This is a genomic window from Mycobacterium sp. (genome assembly GCF_049683935.1).
In the GTDB taxonomy this organism is placed as follows: domain Bacteria; phylum Actinomycetota; class Actinomycetes; order Mycobacteriales; family Mycobacteriaceae; genus Mycobacterium.
Window position 1 is genome coordinate 24,616 of the sequence record NZ_JBAUJR010000257.1, and the last position, 20,563, is coordinate 45,178.

The following is a 20,563-nucleotide window of genomic DNA, read 5'->3' on the forward strand; positions in this document are numbered from 1 at the left end:
GCGCGTCTACTGGCAGGCTGAACAGCTGTGCCCAGAACCGGTCCGTTCGCCGTCGGTGATCGCGTGCAACTCACCGACGCGAAAGGCAGGCGCTACACGATGCTGCTCAAGCCGGGTGGGGAGTTCCACACACACCGCGGCATCATCTCTCTCGACGAGGTTGTCGGTCTGCCCGAAGGCAGTGTGGTGCGATCGACGAACGGCGATCAATTTCTGGTGCTGCGGCCGCTGCTGGTCGACTATGTGATGTCGATGCCCCGCGGCGCGCAGGTGGTCTACCCCAAGGACGCCGCTCAGATCGTGCATGAAGGCGATATCTTCCCCGGGGCACGGGTGCTCGAGGCGGGTGCCGGGTCCGGGGCGTTGACCTGCTCGCTGCTGCGCGCCGTCGGGCCCGAGGGGCATGTGAGTTCCTACGAGGTGCGCGACGATCACGCCGAGCACGCGATCCGCAACGTCGAGACGTTTTTTGGTGACCGACCGCCGAACTGGGAGCTGGTGATCGCCGACGTCGTCGACTACGCCGGACCCGAGGTCGACCGGGTGGTCCTGGACATGCTCGCGCCGTGGGATGTGCTCGACGCGGTCGGCAGAGCGCTCGTCCCCGGCGGCGTGCTGATGATCTATGTCGCCACCGTGACGCAGTTGTCCAAGACCGTGGAGGCGATGCGCGAACAACAGTGCTGGACCGAACCCCGGGCCTGGGAGAGCATGCAGCGGGGATGGCACGTAGTGGGGCTGGCGGTGCGCCCTGAGCACACGATGCGTGGGCACACGGCGTTCCTGGTGAGTGCGCGCAAACTGGCCCCGGGAACGGTCGCGCCGATTCCGCTGCGCAAGAAGAATCGTGGGCGCGAGTCAGTCGTCGGTACTGCGGCGGAGTCCCCGCCTGGCTGACAGCAGCTCGATCTCGGGCCGGGCGGCCACCAGCCGCTCTGCGGCGTCGAGCACCGAAACCACATGACTGCGGTCCGCGGCGACCACGGCCACACCCACGCCTGCGCGTCGATGAAGGTCCAGTGATCCGGTCTCGGCGGCCGACACCGAGAACCGCCGCGCGAGTTCGGCGATCAACGGCCGGACGACGGAGCGCTTCTGCTTCAGTGACTGCACATCACCGAGCAGGATGTCGAACTCCAGCCAGCCGATCCACATCGGCTAGCGCGGCGGAGTCGGGGGAGCCGGGGGAGCCGGAGGAGGAGGCGGCGCACTGGCGGAGGGGGGAGCCGTTGTCTCTCCGTCATCCAATTGCAGCATCAGCTCGGCGGTCCGTCGCGTCAGCTGCCACGACCCGTCTACCCGGGCGAACTCCATCGGGTAGGTGAACTCACCGTCCTGGGGGTTGGCCGTCCTGATCACCACCGTCGCGACGACGTTGCCCGGGTCCGCCTGGGACCAGGCCAGGTCCCGTGCCTCGAAGGTGAGGGGCAGCGACCGGTTGTCACGCAGCGCAACACCGAAACGGTCCAGGTCGGCCGCTTCGTCGAGAGTCGCGCCTTCGATCAGATCGAGTTTCTGGTCCCCTGGGATCGCGGGGTCGGAGAGCCTGGCCATGACGTCGATCAACGCCGCGTCAGGTGGGAGCGGCGGCCCTCCGGGCGCCGGGGCGGCCGGTGCGGGCATGCCCACCGACGGGGCCGGGGAGGTCTCCACCGATGGTGACTCCACCGGAGTAGCCGGCTGGCTGCACGCGCTGAGCCCGAACGCCGCCACGATTGTGGCGGCGCCCAGGCTCAGAGTGGTGCGACGCACCAGCGTCATAGACCGGTAATGCTTACCGAGAGATCAGCCGAACAGGCTCAGGGCGCTCACCGCTGACGCACGGGAGAGCACCCAGCCGTAGCGGCCGCCCGGAACGAACACAGCGTTGAGGCTCTGGCCGTTCGCGGACAACGTCGTGGTGGCAGAGGGTCCGTTGCAGACCGGGTCGGCGACGGTGAAGTTGACGGGCAGCGATCCCCGGGCGTAGGCGCCGTTGATGGCCCGGTCTGCCAGTGCACCGTCGCTGAAGCCGAGGCCACCCTGCACGAGGTCGCTCTTACCTGTTCGGGCGGGTACGCCGGGCGCGAGCAGGCCGTCGATCACAGACCGCAGCTGCCCGGCGGTCGCCGCGCACGCGGGCTGCGCCGGGATGCTGAACGAACCGGGCGCTGCCGACGCGACAGTGGAAGCTGAAATGGAGGTCACACCGAGTGCCGCGCCGCCGATCGCGACTGCTGCGGCGGCGCCGGTAACTAGGCTTTTCAGGGTCACGCCTGTCCTTTCGAAGGGCCGAACTCTCTCAGAGGCTAACAGTGTTGCTGGTGTGTCGAATTCCTACAGCGCACACAAAGACTGAATCGCCGGTAGCGTTGAAGTTGTTACCGCACCAACATCCGGTGTGGGAAAGGAGCTCCCCATGAGTGAGTCCGAGCGTTCTGAGGCCTCTGAAGTCTTTGGGACAACCCCTGATAACCACCTGTCCGCAGAGGACGCTGCAGAACTCGAACAACTCCGCCGTGAGGCTGCGATCCTGCGGGAGCAGCTGGAGAACGCGGTAGGACCACAGAGCGGATTGCGCAGCGCGCGTGACGTGCATCAGCTCGAGGCGCGCATCGACTCGCTGGCCGCCCGCAACGCCAAGCTGATGGACACCCTCAAGGAAGCGCGCCAGCAGTTGCTGGCGTTGCGCGAAGAGGTCGACCGTCTCGGGCAGCCGCCCAGCGGCTACGGCGTGCTGCTCGCCGTGCAGGAAGACGACACCGTCGACGTGTTCACCTCGGGTCGCAAGATGCGGCTGACCTGCTCGCCGAACATCGACACCAAAGAGCTCAAGCAGGGCCAGACCGTTCGCCTCAACGAAGCGCTGACCGTGGTCGAGGCGGGCCATTACGAATCGGTCGGTGAGATCAGCACGCTGCGTGAGATCCTCTCCGACGGGCATCGGGCCCTGGTGGTCGGCCACGCCGACGAGGAACGGATCGTGTGGCTGGCCGAGCCGCTGGTGTCGGCGGAGCACCTGCCGGACAGCTACGAGGACGAGCAGCCCGGCGACGACCGGCCGCGCAAGCTGCGCCCCGGCGACTCGCTGCTGGTCGACACCAAGGCCGGTTACGCCTTCGAACGCATTCCCAAGGCCGAGGTCGAGGACCTCGTGCTGGAAGAGGTGCCCGATGTCAGCTACAACGACATCGGTGGCCTCGGCCGCCAGATCGAACAGATCCGCGACGCCGTGGAGCTGCCGTTCCTGCACAAGGAGCTGTACCGCGAGTACTCGCTGCGGCCGCCCAAGGGCGTGCTCCTCTACGGCCCGCCCGGTTGCGGCAAGACGCTGATCGCCAAGGCCGTGGCCAACTCGCTGGCCAAGAAGATGGCAGAGGTGCGTGGTGACGACGCGCGCGAGGCGAAGTCCTACTTCCTCAACATCAAAGGCCCCGAGCTGCTGAACAAGTTTGTCGGTGAGACCGAGCGTCACATCCGGCTGATCTTCCAGCGGGCCCGGGAGAAGGCGTCCGAAGGCACCCCCGTGATCGTGTTCTTCGACGAGATGGACTCCATCTTCCGCACGCGCGGCACCGGGGTGAGCTCCGATGTGGAGACCACCGTCGTCCCGCAGCTCCTCAGCGAGATCGACGGCGTGGAGGGGCTGGAGAACGTCATCGTGATCGGCGCCTCCAACCGTGAGGACATGATCGACCCGGCGATCCTGCGGCCCGGCCGCCTGGACGTCAAGATCAAGATCGAGCGGCCGGATGCCGAGTCGGCGCAGGACATCTTCAGCAAGTACCTGACCGAGGAACTCCCGATAAACGACGACGATCTCTCCGAGTTCAGCGGCGATCGTTCGCTGACCATCAAGGCGATGATCGAGAAGGTCGTCGACCGGATGTACGCCGAGATCGACGACAACCGGTTCCTGGAGGTCACCTATGCCAACGGTGACAAGGAAGTCATGTACTTCAAGGACTTCAACTCCGGCGCGATGATCCAGAACGTCGTCGATCGGGCGAAGAAGAATGCGATCAAGGCGGTGCTCGAGAGCGGTCAGCGAGGATTGCGGATCCAGCACCTTCTCGACTCGATCGTCGACGAGTTCGCCGAGAACGAGGATCTGCCCAACACCACCAACCCGGACGACTGGGCCAGGATCTCAGGCAAGAAGGGTGAGCGGATCGTCTACATCCGCACGCTGGTCACCGGCAAGAGCAGCAGCGCCAACCGTGCCATTGACACCGAGTCCAACCTGGGGCAGTACCTCTAGACCGGTACCGAAAGCGAGTAGCTGTTGGTCAGGTCGTCCTGCAGAACATGGGCGGCCTGATCGGTGGTGTCGATACGAAGCGGTTCTTCGAGGACGCGGGTTCGATAGGACCAACCCTCGGGCAGTTTCAGTCGGGTGGCCAGGTCGGCAAGGTCGCTGTAGGACAGTGCGGGGTCGACGACCTGGCTCCACGTCTGCATCACCCAGCGCCGGCCGTCCGCATCGATCAGCTCGAAAACCGGTGCGCCGGCGTTGAACACGAACACCGCGTTGCGCATGACGGTGTTGGCCAGATACGGCCCGGGGTTCATCGACGACAACTCGACGGTGGCCTGCCGGAGCATCTCGATGCCACCGAACGTCACGATCTCCCGCTTTCCGGACATGTCCTTCTCGATACTGTCCATCAACCAATACCGCGGGCCGTTGAGCAGTGCACCTGCCGTCCCGTGCTCTCGGGCGATGGCTCCCGCGTCAAGCTGCGACCACAGTTCGGCCGGGCAGTCGTTGAGCGGGAAGGTGTTGTAGACCGTGGCGGTCGGTCCCGCGTCGGAGTCCGAACTGACGCGCACCAACAGGACTTCGCCGTAGCGCTTACCACGCAGTTCGCTCACGACAGTGAATCTAGTACCCGGACAGGCGAGGTCGAGGGGATGTGGTGGAGGGAAGTTGAGCATTATTTCCCATGGTCCACGCCCGGGTTGAGCAGTACCTTTAGAGCGTGACATCGCCAAGATCACTGCTGGCCCTGGTGTTGCTTGCGCCCATGGCCGCGGGTTGCCAGTTCTCCTTCTCGTCCGGAGGTCCGGACTACGAGAAGCTCGAGTCCGCGATCAGCGACGAACTCAACAAGCAGTACTCCTCGATGGCTGTGGCGCGCGAGGTGTCGGCGGTCGAATGCCCCCGGCCCGAGGATTCACCGAAAGCGGGTTCCAGCTTCAATTGCATCGCCGATCTCGAGGGCAACGACGTGCGGGTCGAGGTGAAGTTCACCGACGACGACTACAACGTCGACTTCTCCACCCTCGACGTGGTCTTCGATCTGGCCGAAACCGGACAGGGCCTGTCCGAGGACGTCTCCAAGGACTACGGATTCGAAGTCGTCGTCAGCTGCGGCGACGGGCTCAAAGTGGTCGCCGTCGGTGAGTCGTTCGAATGCGAGGCCGCGGATCGGCGTGGCGATACCCGCCCGGTGAAGGTCACCGCAGGAGGGCCGGACGCTCAGGACACCTGGGAAGTGGTCGGCGCGAACTAGCGGGAGCGCTCAGCCCGACTTCTGGGATAACCTGCCAGCAAATGGCAGGTTTGGCGTGGCGGACCGAACTCGGCGACCGGTTGACGCACGCATGGGCTCAGACCCGCATCGGCGGGGGCCGGGTGCATGTCCTTCTGGGTGACCCCGGGATGGGTAAATCCAGCACCCTGACCTGGCTCGCCGATCAGATCGGAACCGCGGCGCGCATCGTCACCTGTCGATCCGGCGAACTCGGAACTCCGATGTCCACCGCGGCCGAGATCGCGGCGGTATTGCCGATTCCGGCGGCCACCGCGTGGGATTCGACCGATCCCGACCCGATGGCCGCCGCCGACGTGCTCCGTTGCGGGCTGGAGAACGCCGCCGATCTCGCGCTGCTCATCGACGACATCCACGACGCCGATCCATCGAGCCGGACAGCGGTGAATCTGGCGCTGCGGCGGGCGGTGCTCGGTGGGGTGCTCGTCGTCGTCACTGGGCGTCGGGTGCGCACCACGCTGGCCTTCGCCGAGGGCTTCTGCACTCATGAACTCCGCGGGTTGACCCCCGGCCAGGCGCTGGAGGTGATCGGGTCCGCCACCGATTCGCCGATCCATTCCTCGGTGGCCCAGCGTCTCGTCGGCGACGCGTCGGGTAATCCCCTTGCGCTCCTCGAGCTCCCGCAGGCGCTGTCGCGCGACCAATTGGCAGGCGCGCAGCCACTGCCGCAGGAAATTCCGCTCGTCGGCAACCTCGCCGCCGTCTTCACCCGCCAACTCCCGCCACCCGGCAGCCCGGCGCGAGAGCTGCTCGACCGCGTCGCGGTGTCCTCCGACGGTGCCTGGGCAACCCTCGTTGATACCGAAACACCCGATGCCGCTACGGCACTCGGGGAACTCGAGGCCCTCGGATTGGTCAACCTGGCTGACGGCCGACTGTGGCTGCGTCATCCGCTGCTGCGGAGCGCGGTTCTCGCAGGCATGCCCGAGCAGCGGCGTCGTCAGCTCAACATCGAGTTCGCAGACAACCCGACGGTGCCCGAGGAAATCCGGCTGGCACATCGCGCGCAGGGCACCATCGGACCGGACGACGCCCTGACCGACGCGCTCGTCGACGCCGCCAAGGGGATGCGGGCCGGCCGGGGAATCGAGGCGGCGGCTCGCATGTTGGACCTCGCCGCCGAGATGACGGGCAGCGATACCCGGCGCGGTCGATTGCGACTCGAGGCGGCCGAACTGCTCGGGGTGGCCGGCGAGGCGGGGACTGCGCGACACCGACTCGAGGCGGTGCTCGCGGATCCGGCGTCGGGGGACCTGCACGTGGCAGCGACTCTGACGCTGGCCACACTCGAGGCGATGGACGGTGCCCCCGCGGCTGCCCATCAGCGACTCACGGAGTGCCTGACCGTGGCAACGCCCGAGCAGGTCGGGGTCGTGCGCGCCCGGATGGCGGTTCCCCTCGGAATGCTCGGGCTCGTCGCGCAGATCGTCGAGACCGCGGAAGCTGCGGTGGCGCAGACCAAGTCCGGATCGGTCGAATCGGACGTGGCCACGGTGGTTCTCGCACACGCTGCGAGCGCCTGGGACGAAGGTCGCGCAGACGACCTGGTCGGCACGCTCGACACCCTCGACCTGATGGCCGCGATCCGCCACGACCCGTTGGTCGGATTGCACGTCGGCCGCGCGATGTCCATCGCGGAGAGATACGGGCAGGGTGTGTCCGCGCTGACCGGTCTGATCGGTGCGCTGCGATCGGAGGGAGCGCGGGCGTCACTGGCGATGGCGTACGGAGCGCTGGGCGAAACTCACCTGCGTGCTTCCCGATTCGACGATGCACTGGTCTGCCTCGACGAAGCCGTCGCACTGTGTCTGGCCACCGGACAGCGGGCGTTCGCGCCGTTCTGGCTGTCGCTGCGGGCGCGGGTGGCAGCGATCAGAGGCGACGACCAGGCGGCAGCGGCAGATCTGACGCTGGGCTTCGCGATCTCCGACGAGCAGTTGACGTTCGGTGCCCGCTACTTCCTGCTCGCCAACGCCGGTCTGGTCGCCCTCACCGAGTGCCGATACGACGAGGTGATCGGTCACCTGGGCGAGTGCTGGGCCTTCGAGCAGGTGGCGGGGCTGTTGGCGCCACAACTGGCGCGGTGGCACATCGACCTGATCGAGGCGTACGTCGCCCACGGGCGACCCGGCGACGCGGAACCGATCGCCGCTCATCTCACCGGTGTCGCTGCCAGCCCCGGCGCCAGTCGGTGGACCCGGGCGACCGCACTCCGAGCGCAGGCGCTGTTGTGTGCGGCCCGCGATCCGCAGCGTGCGCAACGCCTGCTCGGCGACGCGGTCACCCTCTACGACAACAGCATCGACGCGTTCGACCGCGCCCGGACTCTGATGGACGTGGCCGGGGTGGCCACCGAGCAGGCTGCGCGCGACCACGCCCGTACCGAGGCTCTGTACGGATTCCGCAGAATCGGCGCCTCCGCGTGGGCCGCACGGGTGCCACCGCCGACACACTCTCCGGAGATCGGCAGGTTGACCGACACCGAGCGCCGAATCCTCGAGGAGGTCGCGCGCGGCCTGACCAATCAACAGATCGCCAAGCGACTTCACCTGAGTGCCAAGACGGTGGCCAACCATCTCTACCGTGCCTACCGCAAGCTCGGGGTGTCCTCGCGAACCGAGGCGACCCGGCACATGCTGCTGCGTGACGATCCCCGGGATCAGGAACGTTCGAGTTCGAGATAGGCGTCGCGACCGGCGAGGCTCACCGCCACGTCGGCGATCAGCGGTTCGAAGAACCGCTGCCGGTAGAGCGGGTCGACGCTGGTGCTGACGGTGAAGTACAGCCCGGACAGCACCGCGACGAACAGCGAGGTGTGCACGACGGTCTGTGGTATCGGGATGTGGATGCCGAACCAGGTTCCGGCGCAAGGCGGTTGACCGACGGCGCAGGCTTGCTCGCTGGACCACAACACCGTCACATCGTCGGGGATCGCGATGATGCCGAGTGCGAGGAAGAACGCGAACAGTCCCGCGGTGAAGAGCACGACCTGGATGGCCTGCGCGACGACCATGACGGCCACCACGTTCACCAGTTCGGCCAGTGACAGCGGAGTCTTGGCGGGGTGGGAGTCGGCTTTTCCGGCCAGCGGTGTGCCGGCGAGCAGCGCTGCGGGATCTGACGGCCCGGATCTGTCCTCGCGCAACGCGCTGACCTCGTCGCGGATGGTGGCGATCATGAACACGACTGCCACCACGCTGAAGAATCCGATGGTCTGCCAGAGCCTTTCCCGGCTCATCCGGGCGGCCAACTGCCACAGCTCACCGGTGAAGTACACGACCACCGTCAGCATCAGCAATGGCAGTGCCCGGCTCATCAGCGTTCCGAGGGCGCCCAGCTGAACCCAGGCGAACCGGAACGCCCACAACAGGATCGAGCCGAAACCGAGGTAGGTCAACCAGATCGCCAACAGGGACACTGCGAGGAAGGCCGGCGCCTCGGCCAGCGCTGAAGCCGACCAACCGGACGCGATCACCGGCATCAGGAGTACGAAGATCGCCATCACCGCCAGCGCGGCCGTGCGTCTTCCGGCTTCCGATGCCGTCGTGTCGCGACGGTGCAGCACGTCGAGTACGAACGGCGCGGCCGCCAGGATCGCGGCGATGACCGCCAGTCGGACGATGTAGTCGTAGTCGGGATCGTCGCCCGTCCAGTCGGCGAGCAGCATGGTGAGCGCGGTCAGTGCGCCCAGACCGGCCACCACCGGCGCCGACCGCGAGATCAACGCCCGGGACCGAACCCGTCGCGTCAGCACCAGGGGCAGCCCACGGTGCAGGAACCACTCGTGGATCTGCGGCAGACTCGCTTCAGAGGTGCTCATCGACCGCCGTCGCGGTGCGGTAGCGGTCACGGGCCACCAGCGTGAGCCGCAGGTCGTCGAGCAACGGATCGAGGAACTGGCCCCGGTACTCCTTGTCTCCGACGGCGCGGGCGGCCAGATACATGAAGGTCAACGCGGTGAGGAACATCGTGACCTGCATCAGCGCGTCGGGTATCGGCAGCGTCATGCCCAGGAACTGCCCGTCGCTGGGTCCGTCGCCGGTCAGCGCGGCCAACAGTTCGGGACTCACCAGGATCAACCCCAGTGTGAGGAACAACAGGCCGGTCACCACTGCCACCGTCAACACCTGGGCGATCTGCGACAGGCTGACCACGAACACCACGTTGGCCCGTTCGTAGGTGGACAGTCGCACCCGCCGCGGCCGGTCGGGCATCGTCTCGAACGGTGTCCCGACGAGGTTCTGTGCGTCCTCGGGCTGTTTGGCGCCCGGATCCAGGATGGGTCGGACGCGACTGAGCGTGCTGGACACCATGAAGGCCGCGGCGATGGTGAACAGGAAGATCAGTGCGATCCAGAGCCGGCCACGGCTGACGGTGGACGCCATCGTCCAGACCGGCCCGTTGAAGAACACCAGCACGGTCAGCAGCATGATCGGAAGCGCGCGGAGCAGCATGCTGCCCACCGAGGCGAGATTGCCGATCGTCATCCGCGCCGCCCAGCCCAGGATCGAGCCGATTCCCGTTGCGGTGCACAGCAATATCGCCGCGATGACGACGACCTCGACGATCACGTCGACCAGGATGAAGGCGGTCGGACCCCCGAAGACGGTGCTCAAGGCCGCCACCGCGACCGACACCGCCGAGATCACGATGCGGATGCGCACATCGTCGACACGCGACGCGAGCCAGCCGACCACCGCCGCGACCGGAAGCACCAACACGACGATCGCCAGGATGAACCACTCGGTTCTGGTGGGGGTGCCGTCGATGTCGATGGTGTGCCTACCGGTGACGGTGACGGTGACGATCGAGAACGCCATCGTCGTCGCGAAAGCCGCCAGGGCAGGCACCGACCTGATCCACACCCGTCGCACCAGGGTGCCCGGACGCAGCACGGCCGGGAGCCCGTGCCTGAGGAACCAACGTTCGGCAGCCAGGCGCTGCTCGGAGGTCGGGCTCACCGAGCGCTGCACCCGAGGTGCCGGCGATAGCTGTGACGCGTTGTCATCGTCGGCCAATCTCATCACGAGGTCCGCCTCGATGCCCGCATTCCGCGCAGCCCATGAGCCTGCCCGTGTTGTTGACCTCTACGCTGGCCTGTATGCAACGGATCATCGGAACGGAGGTCGAGTACGGCATCTCGTCGCCGTCTGACCCGACCGCGAACCCGATCCTGACTTCGACCCAGGCAGTGTTGGCGTATGCGGCGGCCGCAGGTATCCAGCGAGCGAAGCGCACGCGCTGGGACTACGAGGTGGAATCGCCCCTGCGCGACGCCCGCGGGTTCGACCTGAGCCGCGCGTCGGGCCCGCCACCGGTGGTGGACGCCGACGAGGTCGGCGCCGCCAACATGATCCTGACCAACGGAGCCCGGCTCTACGTCGACCACGCCCATCCTGAGTACTCGGCGCCGGAGTGCGCAGATCCCATGGACGCGGTGATCTGGGACAAGGCAGGCGAGCGGGTGATGGAGGCCGCGGCCCGCCACGTCGCGAGCGTCCCCGGCGCGGCGAAGCTGCAGCTCTACAAGAACAACGTCGACGGCAAGGGTGCGTCCTACGGATCGCACGAGAACTACCTGATGTCGCGGCAGACGCCGTTCTCGGCGGTCATCGCCGGTCTGACGCCTTTCCTGGTGTCCCGGCAGGTGGTCACCGGTTCGGGTCGCGTCGGCATCGGTGCCTCGGGCGACGAACCCGGCTTCCAGCTGTGCCAGCGCGCCGACTACATCGAGGTCGAGGTCGGCCTGGAGACCACCCTCAAGCGCGGGATCATCAACACCCGCGACGAACCCCACGCCGATGCCGACAAGTACCGGCGGCTGCACGTCATCATCGGCGACGCCAATCTGGCCGAGACATCCACCTATCTCAAGGTCGGGGCGACGGCGTTGGTGCTCGACCTGATCGAGGAGGGGTTCGACCTCAGCGATCTGGCGCTGGCCCGGCCGGTGCACGCCGTGCACGTCGTCAGCCGCGACCCGTCACTGCGCGCCACGGTGGCGCTGGCCGACGGCCGCGAGCTGACCGCCCTTGCGCTGCAGCGCATCTACCTGGACCGCGTCGCCAAGCTGGTGGACAGCCGCGACCCCGACCCGCGGGCCTCCCACGTCGTCGAGACCTGGGCCAACGTCCTGGACCTGCTCGAGCGTGATCCGATGGAATGCGCCGACCTGCTCGACTGGCCGGCCAAGCTGCGGCTGCTCAACGGATTCCGGCACCGTGAGAACCTCGGCTGGTCGGCGCCGCGGCTGCACCTGGTCGACCTGCAGTACTCAGATGTGCGCCTGGACAAGGGTCTCTACAACCGGCTCGTCGCCAGGGGATCGATGAAGCGTCTGGTCACCGAGCAGCAGGTGCTCGACGCCGTGGACAGCCCGCCGACCGATACCCGCGCGTACTTCCGCGGCGAGTGCCTTCGGCGGTTCGGTGCGGACATCGCGGCCGCCAGCTGGGATTCGGTGATCTTCGACCTGGGCGGTGATTCGCTGGTTCGGATCCCGACGCTCGAGCCGTTGCGCGGCAGCAAGGCGCACGTCGGGGCTCTGCTGGACTCCGTCGACAGCGCCGCGGACCTCGTTGAGCAGCTGACAAACTGATCGAGCTATCCCCAGCAATCTCGCTGCCGACCGGTAGTGTGGAAGAACCGGCGGGCAGGGACAACACTGTTGAGCCCGCCGAAGACATACGCAGGAGGCAGCGGTGGCTCAGGAGCAGACCAAGCGAGGCGGGGGCGGCGACGACGACGATCCCACCGGCAGCACGGCCGGCGGCCAGGAGCGCCGGGAGAAGCTGACCGAGGAGACCGACGACCTCCTCGATGAGATCGACGACGTCCTGGAGGAGAATGCCGAGGACTTCGTGCGTGCGTACGTCCAGAAGGGCGGCCAGTGACCTGGCCGCACCGCGAACAGTCCTTTCCGCCCTCACTACCCGGAGCACTCAGCCCCTTGTCTCAAGGTCTTTCACAAGGCGGCGTCAATTTGTCGTCGTTCTCTGACTATCTTCGGCATCAGGCGCCCCACCTGCTGCCCGGCGCTGGACCGGTGCCCACCGACGCGGTGCCCCACGGCACCACGATCGTCGCGCTGAAATACCCCGGTGGTGTGGTGATGGCGGGCGACCGCCGGGCCACCCAAGGTCACATGATCGCCAGCCGCGATGTGCAGAAGGTGTACATCACCGACGACTACACCGTGACCGGCATCGCGGGGACCGCCGCCATCGCCGTCGAGTTCGCCCGTCTCTACGCCGTGGAACTCGAGCACTACGAGAAGATCGAAGGGGTGGCGCTGACGTTCCCCGGCAAGGTGAACCGGCTGGCGACCATGGTCCGCGGCAACCTGGGCGCCGCGCTCCAGGGGTTCGTGGCGCTACCGTTGCTGGCCGGCTACGACCTCGATGATCCGAACGCCGAGGGCGCGGGCCGGATCGTGTCGTTCGACGCCGCTGGTGGATGGAACATCGAAGAAGAGGGCTACCAGTCGGTCGGCTCTGGATCGATCTTCGCGAAGTCGTCGATGAAGAAGCTCTATTCACAGGTCACCGACGCCGATTCCGCGCTGCGCGTCGCGATCGAGGCGCTCTACGATGCGGCCGACGACGACTCGGCGACCGGCGGTCCGGACCTGGTACGAGGCATCTACCCGACCGCCGTCGTGATCGGCGCCGACGGCGCAGCAGACATCCCCGAGCAGCAGATCGCAGCGATGTGTCGTGCGATCATCGAGAGTCGTTCGCGGGCAGACACATTCGGCCCCGACGCCGAGCCTCGAGGTGAGGATTCGTGAGCTTTCCCTATTTCATCTCGCCTGAGCAGGCGATGCGTGAGCGTTCGGAACTGGCGCGTAAGGGCATCGCCAGAGGCCGTAGCGTGGTGGTGCTGGCCTACGCCGACGGTGTGCTCTTCGTCGCGGAGAACCCGTCGCGATCACTGCAGAAGGTCAGCGAACTCTACGACCGCGTGGGCTTCGCCGCGGTGGGCCGTTTCAACGAGTTCAACAATCTGCGCAGTGGCGGTATCCGGTTCGCCGACACGCAGGGGTATGCCTATTCGCGCCGGGACGTGACCGGCCGCCAGTTGGCCAACGTCTACGCCCAGACGCTGGGCACGATCTTCACCGAGCAGGCCAAGCCCTACGAGGTGGAGCTGTGCGTGGCCGAGGTCGCCCACTACGGCGAAACCAAAGCTCCTGAGCTGTACCGCATCACCTACGACGGGTCGATCGCCGACGAGCCGAGCTTTGTCGTGATGGGCGGGACCACCGAGCCCATCGCCACGGCGCTCAACGACACCTACGCCGAGAACGCGAGTCTGGCCGACGCGGTGTCCATCGCCGTGGGGGCGCTGAGTGCCGGCGGCAACGGAACCGAACCGCGCACGCTGGGACCTGCCACCCTCGAGGTCGCGATCCTCGACTCCAACCGGCGTCGCCGGGCGTTCCGCCGGATCACCGGTACTGCTCTGGAAGAGCTGCTGCCGCAAGGTGATCCGATAGTCGCCGACGAGGTCGGCGCGGCCCCGGACCGCGATTCCTAGCCTCACCCCTGTCATCGCCGCGAGCGTGCAGTCCCGGTAGTCCGGCCCCTCGGGCTCCCACCGTGACTGCACGCTCGCGGCATTTGTGATTCACCGGCGAGTCCGTCTTGCGTGAACGGGTCCGAAGATGGATGATCTGTTGCGTATCGTGCACAGCGTTGCGTAATACACAACATCTTCACAGCTAGTCCTCAAGAATCTCACTGCTGAATCGGAGCGGTCCCGCCATGCCCAGAGTCGTCGTTATCGGTGCAGGTATCGTCGGCACCTCCCTTGCCGACGAGCTGACCGCGCGCGGTTGGACCGATGTCACGGTCGTCGACCGCGGGCCGCTGTTCGCCACGGGCGGCTCCACGTCGCATGCCCCCGGACTGGTGTTCCAGACCAACCCGTCGAAGACCATGACCTCCTTCGCCAAGTACACCGTCGAGAAGTTCGGCGCACTCCGGCACCCCGACGGGTGGGCATTCAATGCGGTCGGCGGACTCGAGGTCGCCACCACTCCCGAACGCTGGGCGGATCTTCATCGCAAGGCCGGCTGGGCGCAGGCGTGGGGAATCGAGGGCAACCTGGTCACCCCGGCCGAGTGTGTGGCGATGCATCCGCTGATCGACCGCGACCGCATCCTCGGCGGTTTCCACACCCCGGCCGACGGACTGGCCAAAGCGCTGCGCGCCGCAGAGGCGCAGGGCCGTCGAGCCGAGGCCAGGGGAGCGACCCTGCGTCCCCACACCGAGGTGCTGGGCATCGTCGACGACGGGACCCGGGTCACCGGGGTGCGCACCGCCGACGGTGTCATCGATGCCGACGTCGTCGTCTGCGCGGCCGGGTTCTGGGGCGCGCAGATCGCCAAGCAGGTCGGACTGGTGCTCCCACTGGTCCCGATGGCGCACCAGTACGGACGCACCGGTCAGATCGAGGCGCTGGTCGGACGCAACACCGAGTCGGCCGAAGCCGGCCTGCCCATTTTGCGCCACCAGGACCAGGATCTGTACTTCCGCGAACATGTCGACCGTCTGGGTATCGGCTCCTACAGCCACAAGCCGATGCCCGTCGACATGTCCACCCTGCTGTCCGACACCGCAGGCGAACCGATGCCCTCGATGATGCCGTTCACCGAGGAGGACTTCGCGCCTGCGTGGAAAGCGGCAACGGAACTGATTCCGGCGCTTGATGATTCGAAGTTGGAAGAGGCGTTCAACGGGATCTTCTCGTTCACCCCGGACGGGTTCTCGCTCATCGGGGAGCACCGTGAGCTGGCCGGCTTCTGGGTCGCCGAGGCGGTCTGGGTGACCCACTCGGCAGGGGTCGCCCGGGCCACGGCCGAGTGGATCATCGACGGCACACCGTCGATCGACACCCACGAATGCGACCTGTACCGCTTCGAGGACATCGCACGCAGCCTGTCGTACATCATGCAGACCAGCTCGCAGGCATTTGTCGAGGTCTACGACGTCGTCCACCCGCACCAGTACCGCACCGCGTTGCGCGGTCTGCGCACCAGCCCGTTCCACGCACGCCAGATCGAATCGGGCGCGTACTTCTACGAAGGTGGCGGGTGGGAACGCCCCGCATGGTACGAGGCCAACGCCGAACTCACCCAACGCCTTTCCACCGAGGGTCTGGCCTTGCCCGAACGCGACGACTGGGCGTCGAAGTTCTGGTCACCGATCTCGGTCGCCGAAGCGCAGTGGACCCGTGAGAACGTCGCGATGTACGACATGACGCCGCTGACCCGCTATGAGGTCAGCGGCCCGGGTGCCGCGGCCTTCCTGCAACAGATGACCACCAACAACGTCGACAAGAGTGTCGGGTCGGTCACCTACACGCTGCTGCTCGACGAAACCGGAGGCATCCGAAGCGATCTCACGGTGGCGCGCCTGGGGCCGCAGACATTCCAGGTCGGCGCCAACTCGCCGATGGATTTCGACTGGCTCAGCCGCCGTCTACCCGGTGACGTCGTACTGCGCGACATCACCGGCGGAACCTGTTGCATCGGAGTGTGGGGTCCGGCTGCTCGCGACGTGGTGGCGCCGCTGTGTCCCGACGACCTGTCGCATCAGGGCTTCCGGTACTTCCGGGCGATCAGCACCTACCTCGATGCCATCCCGGTGACCATGATGCGGGTGTCCTACGTCGGTGAACTCGGCTGGGAAATCTACACCGGCGCCGAATACGGTGCAGCGCTGTGGGACCTGCTCGCCCAGGCAGGAAAACCACACGGCATCATCCCCGCGGGCCGCATCGCGTTCAACAGCCTGCGGATCGAGAAGGGCTACCGCAGCTGGGGTACCGACATGACCGCCGAACACCTCCCGGCTGCCGCCGGGATCGATTTTGCGGTGCGGATGGACAAGGCGTCTGATTTTGTCGGCAGGGCGGCGTTGCAGAGGGCGTCGACTCCCGCCTCGATGCTGCGCAGCATCGTGTTCGACGACCCGAATGCCGCAGTGCTGGGCAAGGAACCGGTATCCGTCGACGGTGCCTGCATCGGCTATGTGACCAGCGCCGGTTACTCACCAACCATGGGGCGCACCATCGCCTACGCGTGGCTCCCCGCGCAGTTGGGCGTCGGCGATGCGGTCACCGTCGCCTACCGAGGCTCGGACTTTCCTGCTGTCATCCATGCGGAGCCGGTGGTCGACCCCGAGATGGCGCGGATCAAAAGGTGACGACAGCCATGGGATACGACGTCATCGTCATCGGCCTCGGAGGCATGGGATCCTCGGCCGCCTACCATCTCGCGTCGCGCGGGCAGCGCGTTCTCGGTCTGGAGAAGTACACCCCGGCCCATGACCGGGGTTCCAGCCACGGCGGCTCCCGCATCATCCGGCAGTCCTACTTCGAGGACCCCGCTTATGTGCCGCTGCTGTTGCGCGCCTACGAGTTGTGGGACAAGCTCGCCGCCGACTCGCAGCGCGAGGTGTACCGGGTCACAGGTGGCCTGTTCATCGGCGCTCCGGACAGCCTCACCGTCGCAGGCAGCCTCGCGGCGAGCAGGGAGTGGGATCTGCCGCACGAGGTGCTCGACGCCGCCGGGATCCGGGCCCGCTTCCCGAACTTCACCCCGGAATCCGGTGACATCGCGCTGTACGAGGACATGGCCGGCTTCGCACGACCGGAACTGACCGTGCAGGCCCACCTGAGCTTGGCCGAAAGCGCGGGCGCGACCCTGCAGTTCGGCGAGGAGGTTCTCGAATGGGCCGACACCGCAGCAGGTGTCGTCGTCCGGACCGATCGCGGCACCTACACCGCCGGGCAACTGGTGGTCTGTCCCGGCGCATGGGCGCCACAGCTGCTGGCCGAGTTCGGGATCCCGATCACCGTGGAGCGTCAGGTGCTCTACTGGCTGGACCCGGTCGCAGGAACCGAATCGTTTGTCGAGCACCCGATCTTCATCGACGAGAGTTCCGACGGAATGCAGATCTACGGGTTCCCGGCGATCGACGGCGCGCGCGGCGGTGTCAAGGTCGCCTTCTTCCGTAAGGGCGTCGCCTGTACGCCGGAGACCATCGACCGCACCGTTCGGGGCGACGAGATACGCGAGATGCGCGATCGGTCGGTGCAATTGCTGCCCGCGCTGAACGGGCCGTGCCTGCACACAGCGACCTGCATGTACTCCAACACCCCGGATCAGCACTTTGTGATAGCCCGGCACCCCGACAGCGCCTACGTGACGGTGGCGTGCGGATTCTCCGGGCACGGATTCAAGTTCGTCCCGGTGGTCGGCGAGATCCTCGCCGATCTCGCCATCGACGGCGCCACCGGTCACCCGATCTCGTTGTTCGACCCGAAACGACTGGTGACGTCATGACCAGCGTTGAGCCACCCTCGGCACCCGCACTGCGCGCCACGCTGGGCGGGAACTACTACGCCAGCGCGGACGTGTTCACCACGGAGCAGGAACACATCTTCGAGAACATGTGGTTCTGCGCCGTCCGGTCCTCGGATCTGGCATTGGCAGGCAAGTTCAAGAAGGTGCAGATCGGCCGCGAGAGCGTGCTGCTCGTCCGGGGGAGGGACGGTCTGCTGCGGGCGTTCCTGAACGTGTGCCGGCACCGCGGCGCCCAGTTGTGCACCGAGGCCGTGGGCGAGGTGAAGCGCAGCCTGCGTTGCCCGTACCACTCCTGGACCTACGGGCTCGACGGCAGACTGACGGCCGCGCCGAACATCGGGACGCTGACCGACGACGCCGGCGCCCCGATCGACCGCAGCCGATTCGGCCTCATTCCGGTCGCGCTGACCGAGTGGCTCGGCTACGCCTGGGTGTGCCTGTCGGACACCCCGCCGCCGTTCGACGACGTGATGGCCGAGGCGACCAGAACGCTCGGGGACCCGGATGCGATCAACCGGTACGGCATCGGTGGACTCGACGTCGGCCACCGGGTCGTCTACGACGTCGCGGCGAACTGGAAGCTGATCGTCGAGAACTTCATGGAGTGCTACCACTGCAGCTCCATCCACCCCGAGCTGGTCGGCGTCGTCCCCGAGTTCGCGCGCGGCGTGGCAGCACAGGCGAACATCGGAAGGGGTGCCGAATTCGGTTCACAAGTAGCCGGATTCACGATCGACGGCGCGTCGGGATTCGACCGGCTGCCGGGTATCACCGACGAACAGGACCGGCGCTACTTCGCGATCACGGTCAAACCGACGGTGTTCATCAACCTGGTGCCCGACCACGTCATCTTCCACCGGATGTATCCGATGGCGGCCGATCGCACGGTGGTGGAGTGCGACTGGCTCTACACCGGAGAGGTGGTCAGATCCGACCACGACGTGTCTCGGTCGGTCGAACTGTTCCATCGTGTCAACGAGCAGGACTTCGCCGCCTGTGAGCGAACCCAGCCGGCGATGTCGTCGCGGGCCTACCGCCACGGCGGAGTACTCGTCCCCGCCGAACACCACATCGCGGAGTTCCATGAGTGGGTAGTGTCCCGTGTCGGTTGACGCGAACGGGAGAGCGGATGGACGGCGAGCCTGACCTCTATATCGGAGGGGTATGGCGTCATGCCCGCGATGGGGGGACCCGCGACATCGTCAACCCGGCCGACGGGAGCGTTGCCGCCGTCGTCGACGAAGCCACCCCCGACGATGCCCGTGAGGCGATCGCCGCCGCCCGCCGTGCTTTCGACGACGGTGCCTGGCGCGCCACGCCGGCGACGGAGCGGGCCGCTCTGCTCGATCAGGTGGCCGATCTGCTGCAGCGCGACAAAGAGGATCTCGCCCTGCTGGAAACCCGCGACACGGGTAAGACGCTGGCCGAGAGTCGCATCGACATCGACGACGTCACGTCGGTGTTCCGCTACTACGCCAAGCTCGTCGGAGTCCAGTCCGACCGGGTCGTCGACGTCGGGGACCCGGCGGTCATCAGCCGGGTGGTCAGGGAACCCATCGGGGTGTGCGTGTTGATCGCCCCGTGGAACTATCCGCTGCTGCAGATGTCCTGGAAGATCGCACCGGCGCTCGGCGCCGGGTGCACGATGGTCGCCAAACCCAGCGAGGTGACCCCGCTGTCCACCATCGCTTTTGTGCACCTGCTCGAGGAGGCGTTCCAAGAATTCTCAGTGCCGACGGGCGTGCTGAACCTGGTGCAGGGCAGCGGCGCCGTTCTCGGTGAAGCGCTGACCGCCGGGGCGGACGTCGACTTCATCTCGTTCACCGGCGGGCTCGCGACCGGGCAGACCATCACGAGGGCTGCTGCCGGGAACGTCACCAAGGTGGCGGTCGAACTCGGCGGCAAGAACCCGCACATCGTGTTCGCCGACATCAGCGACGATCCGAACGGTTTTGATGCCGGCGTCGACCACGTCCTGACGGGGGTGTTCCTGCATTCGGGGCAGGTCTGCTCCGCAGGCACCCGACTGATCGTCGAAGACGCCATCGCCGACGAATTCGTCGGCGCGGTGGCGGCCCGCGCCGCCGGCATCACGGTGGGCGACGGCCGCGACCCCGCCAGCGAAACCGGTCCGCTGGTCTCCGAGCAGCACCGATCCAAGGTGGAAGCCTATGTGCAGTTGGGAATTTCGGAAGGGGCAGAGCTGATCACCGGTGGCGCACGGCCGTCCGATCCGGCGTTGGCCGACGGCAGCTTCTACCTGCCGACGATCTTCGACAAGTGTCATCGGTCGATGCGGATCGTTCAGGAGGAGACGTTCGGTCCGATCCTCACGGTCGAGCGGTTCACCACCGAAGCCGAGGCGATCGCACTGGGCAACGACACCGAGTACGGTCTCGCCGCCGGGGTGCGGACATCGGACGCGGCGCGGGGCGAGCGGGTGGCGCGAGCGTTGAGGCACGGCACGGTCTGGCTCAACGATTTCGGGTACTACACCGCCGCCGCGGAATGGGGCGGTTTCGGCAAATCGGGCAACGGCCGCGAGCTCGGTCCGACAGGTCTTGCGGAATACCAAGAGCTCAAGCACATCTGGCACAACACCGCTCCCACTGCCGCGGGCTGGTTCAAGCACTGACAGGTTCGGAAAGGACCGCGC

18 protein-coding genes are annotated in these 20,563 nt (G+C 66.8%); 12 read left to right on the forward strand and 6 right to left on the reverse strand.

Annotation, left to right across the window (positions count from 1 at the left end; genetic code table 11):
• The first annotated feature begins 27 nt into the window (after positions 1-27).
• Complete coding sequence (locus WA965_RS14920; RefSeq protein ID WP_526296104.1) at positions 28-897, forward strand: class I SAM-dependent methyltransferase; 870 nt, start codon at positions 28-30, stop codon at positions 895-897.
• On the opposite strand, the gene WA965_RS14925 is transcribed toward WA965_RS14920, so the two are convergent.
• From WA965_RS14925 to WA965_RS14935, 3 genes are read right to left on the reverse strand one after another with little or no spacing between them, the layout of a single operon-like run.
• Positions 859-1,155, reverse strand: a complete 297-nt coding sequence (locus WA965_RS14925) for a DUF503 domain-containing protein (protein WP_526296106.1) — start codon at positions 1,153-1,155, stop codon at positions 859-861. The two genes, WA965_RS14920 and WA965_RS14925, sit on opposite strands and share 39 nt — an antisense overlap.
• Before the next feature lie 3 nt (positions 1,156-1,158).
• Positions 1,159-1,761, reverse strand: coding sequence for a lipoprotein LppK (gene lppK / locus WA965_RS14930; RefSeq protein ID WP_526296108.1), 603 nt, complete (start codon positions 1,759-1,761; stop codon positions 1,159-1,161).
• A 24-nt stretch (positions 1,762-1,785) separates the two neighbouring features.
• Positions 1,786-2,253, reverse strand: a complete 468-nt coding sequence (locus WA965_RS14935; RefSeq protein WP_526296110.1) for an MTB12 C-terminal domain-containing protein — start codon at positions 2,251-2,253, stop codon at positions 1,786-1,788.
• A gap of 145 nt (positions 2,254-2,398) precedes the next feature.
• Between WA965_RS14935 and arc the strand changes: the two genes are divergently transcribed.
• Positions 2,399-4,240, forward strand: coding sequence for a proteasome ATPase (gene arc / locus WA965_RS14940; protein ID WP_526447702.1), 1,842 nt, complete (start codon positions 2,399-2,401; stop codon positions 4,238-4,240).
• Here the strand turns inward: arc and WA965_RS14945 are convergent.
• Positions 4,237-4,854, reverse strand: coding sequence for a hypothetical protein (locus WA965_RS14945; RefSeq protein WP_526296114.1), 618 nt, complete (start codon positions 4,852-4,854; stop codon positions 4,237-4,239). The two genes, arc and WA965_RS14945, sit on opposite strands and share 4 nt — an antisense overlap.
• 107 nt (positions 4,855-4,961) lie before the next feature.
• On the opposite strand from WA965_RS14945, the gene WA965_RS14950 reads away from it, so the two are divergent.
• Together WA965_RS14950 and WA965_RS14955 are read left to right on the forward strand one after the other, a co-directional pair.
• Complete coding sequence (locus tag WA965_RS14950; protein WP_526296116.1) at positions 4,962-5,495, forward strand: DUF4333 domain-containing protein; 534 nt, start codon at positions 4,962-4,964, stop codon at positions 5,493-5,495.
• Positions 5,496-5,536: 41 nt separating this feature from the next.
• Positions 5,537-8,218: a helix-turn-helix transcriptional regulator gene (locus tag WA965_RS14955; protein ID WP_526447704.1), complete on the forward strand. Its 2,682-nt coding sequence runs from the start codon at positions 5,537-5,539 to the stop codon at positions 8,216-8,218.
• Here the strand turns inward: WA965_RS14955 and WA965_RS14960 are convergent.
• Entirely contained in the window at positions 8,194-9,354 is a 1,161-nt protein-coding gene (locus WA965_RS14960; protein WP_526296120.1) for a hypothetical protein, read from the reverse strand. The two genes, WA965_RS14955 and WA965_RS14960, sit on opposite strands and share 25 nt — an antisense overlap.
• A complete protein-coding gene (locus tag WA965_RS14965) occupies positions 9,341-10,495 on the reverse strand; it encodes a hypothetical protein (RefSeq protein ID WP_526296142.1) in 1,155 nt (384 codons plus the stop codon). Before WA965_RS14965 ends, WA965_RS14960 begins: the two co-directional genes overlap by 14 nt.
• A gap of 140 nt (positions 10,496-10,635) precedes the next feature.
• On the opposite strand from WA965_RS14965, the gene dop reads away from it, so the two are divergent.
• The 8 genes from dop (at position 10,636) to WA965_RS15005 (ending at position 20,542) form a co-directional block, all read left to right on the forward strand.
• Entirely contained in the window at positions 10,636-12,132 is a 1,497-nt protein-coding gene (dop, locus tag WA965_RS14970) for a depupylase/deamidase Dop (RefSeq protein WP_526296122.1), read from the forward strand.
• Positions 12,133-12,235: 103 nt separating this feature from the next.
• Complete coding sequence (locus tag WA965_RS14975) at positions 12,236-12,427, forward strand: ubiquitin-like protein Pup (protein ID WP_526296124.1); 192 nt, start codon at positions 12,236-12,238, stop codon at positions 12,425-12,427.
• A complete protein-coding gene (prcB, locus tag WA965_RS14980) occupies positions 12,424-13,323 on the forward strand; it encodes a proteasome subunit beta (protein WP_178360137.1) in 900 nt (299 codons plus the stop codon). The genes WA965_RS14975 and prcB overlap by 4 nt, the downstream gene beginning before the upstream one ends.
• A complete protein-coding gene (gene prcA / locus WA965_RS14985) occupies positions 13,320-14,072 on the forward strand; it encodes a proteasome subunit alpha (RefSeq protein WP_526296126.1) in 753 nt (250 codons plus the stop codon). The genes prcB and prcA overlap by 4 nt, the downstream gene beginning before the upstream one ends.
• A gap of 227 nt (positions 14,073-14,299) precedes the next feature.
• Complete coding sequence (locus WA965_RS14990) at positions 14,300-16,744, forward strand: FAD-dependent oxidoreductase (protein ID WP_526296128.1); 2,445 nt, start codon at positions 14,300-14,302, stop codon at positions 16,742-16,744.
• Positions 16,745-16,752: 8 nt separating this feature from the next.
• Positions 16,753-17,886, forward strand: a complete 1,134-nt coding sequence (gene solA / locus WA965_RS14995) for an N-methyl-L-tryptophan oxidase (protein ID WP_526447710.1) — start codon at positions 16,753-16,755, stop codon at positions 17,884-17,886.
• Complete coding sequence (locus WA965_RS15000) at positions 17,883-19,019, forward strand: aromatic ring-hydroxylating oxygenase subunit alpha (protein WP_526447706.1); 1,137 nt, start codon at positions 17,883-17,885, stop codon at positions 19,017-19,019. The genes solA and WA965_RS15000 overlap by 4 nt, the downstream gene beginning before the upstream one ends.
• A gap of 17 nt (positions 19,020-19,036) precedes the next feature.
• A complete protein-coding gene (locus tag WA965_RS15005; RefSeq protein ID WP_526296132.1) occupies positions 19,037-20,542 on the forward strand; it encodes an aldehyde dehydrogenase family protein in 1,506 nt (501 codons plus the stop codon).
• Positions 20,543-20,563 lie beyond the last annotated feature (21 nt).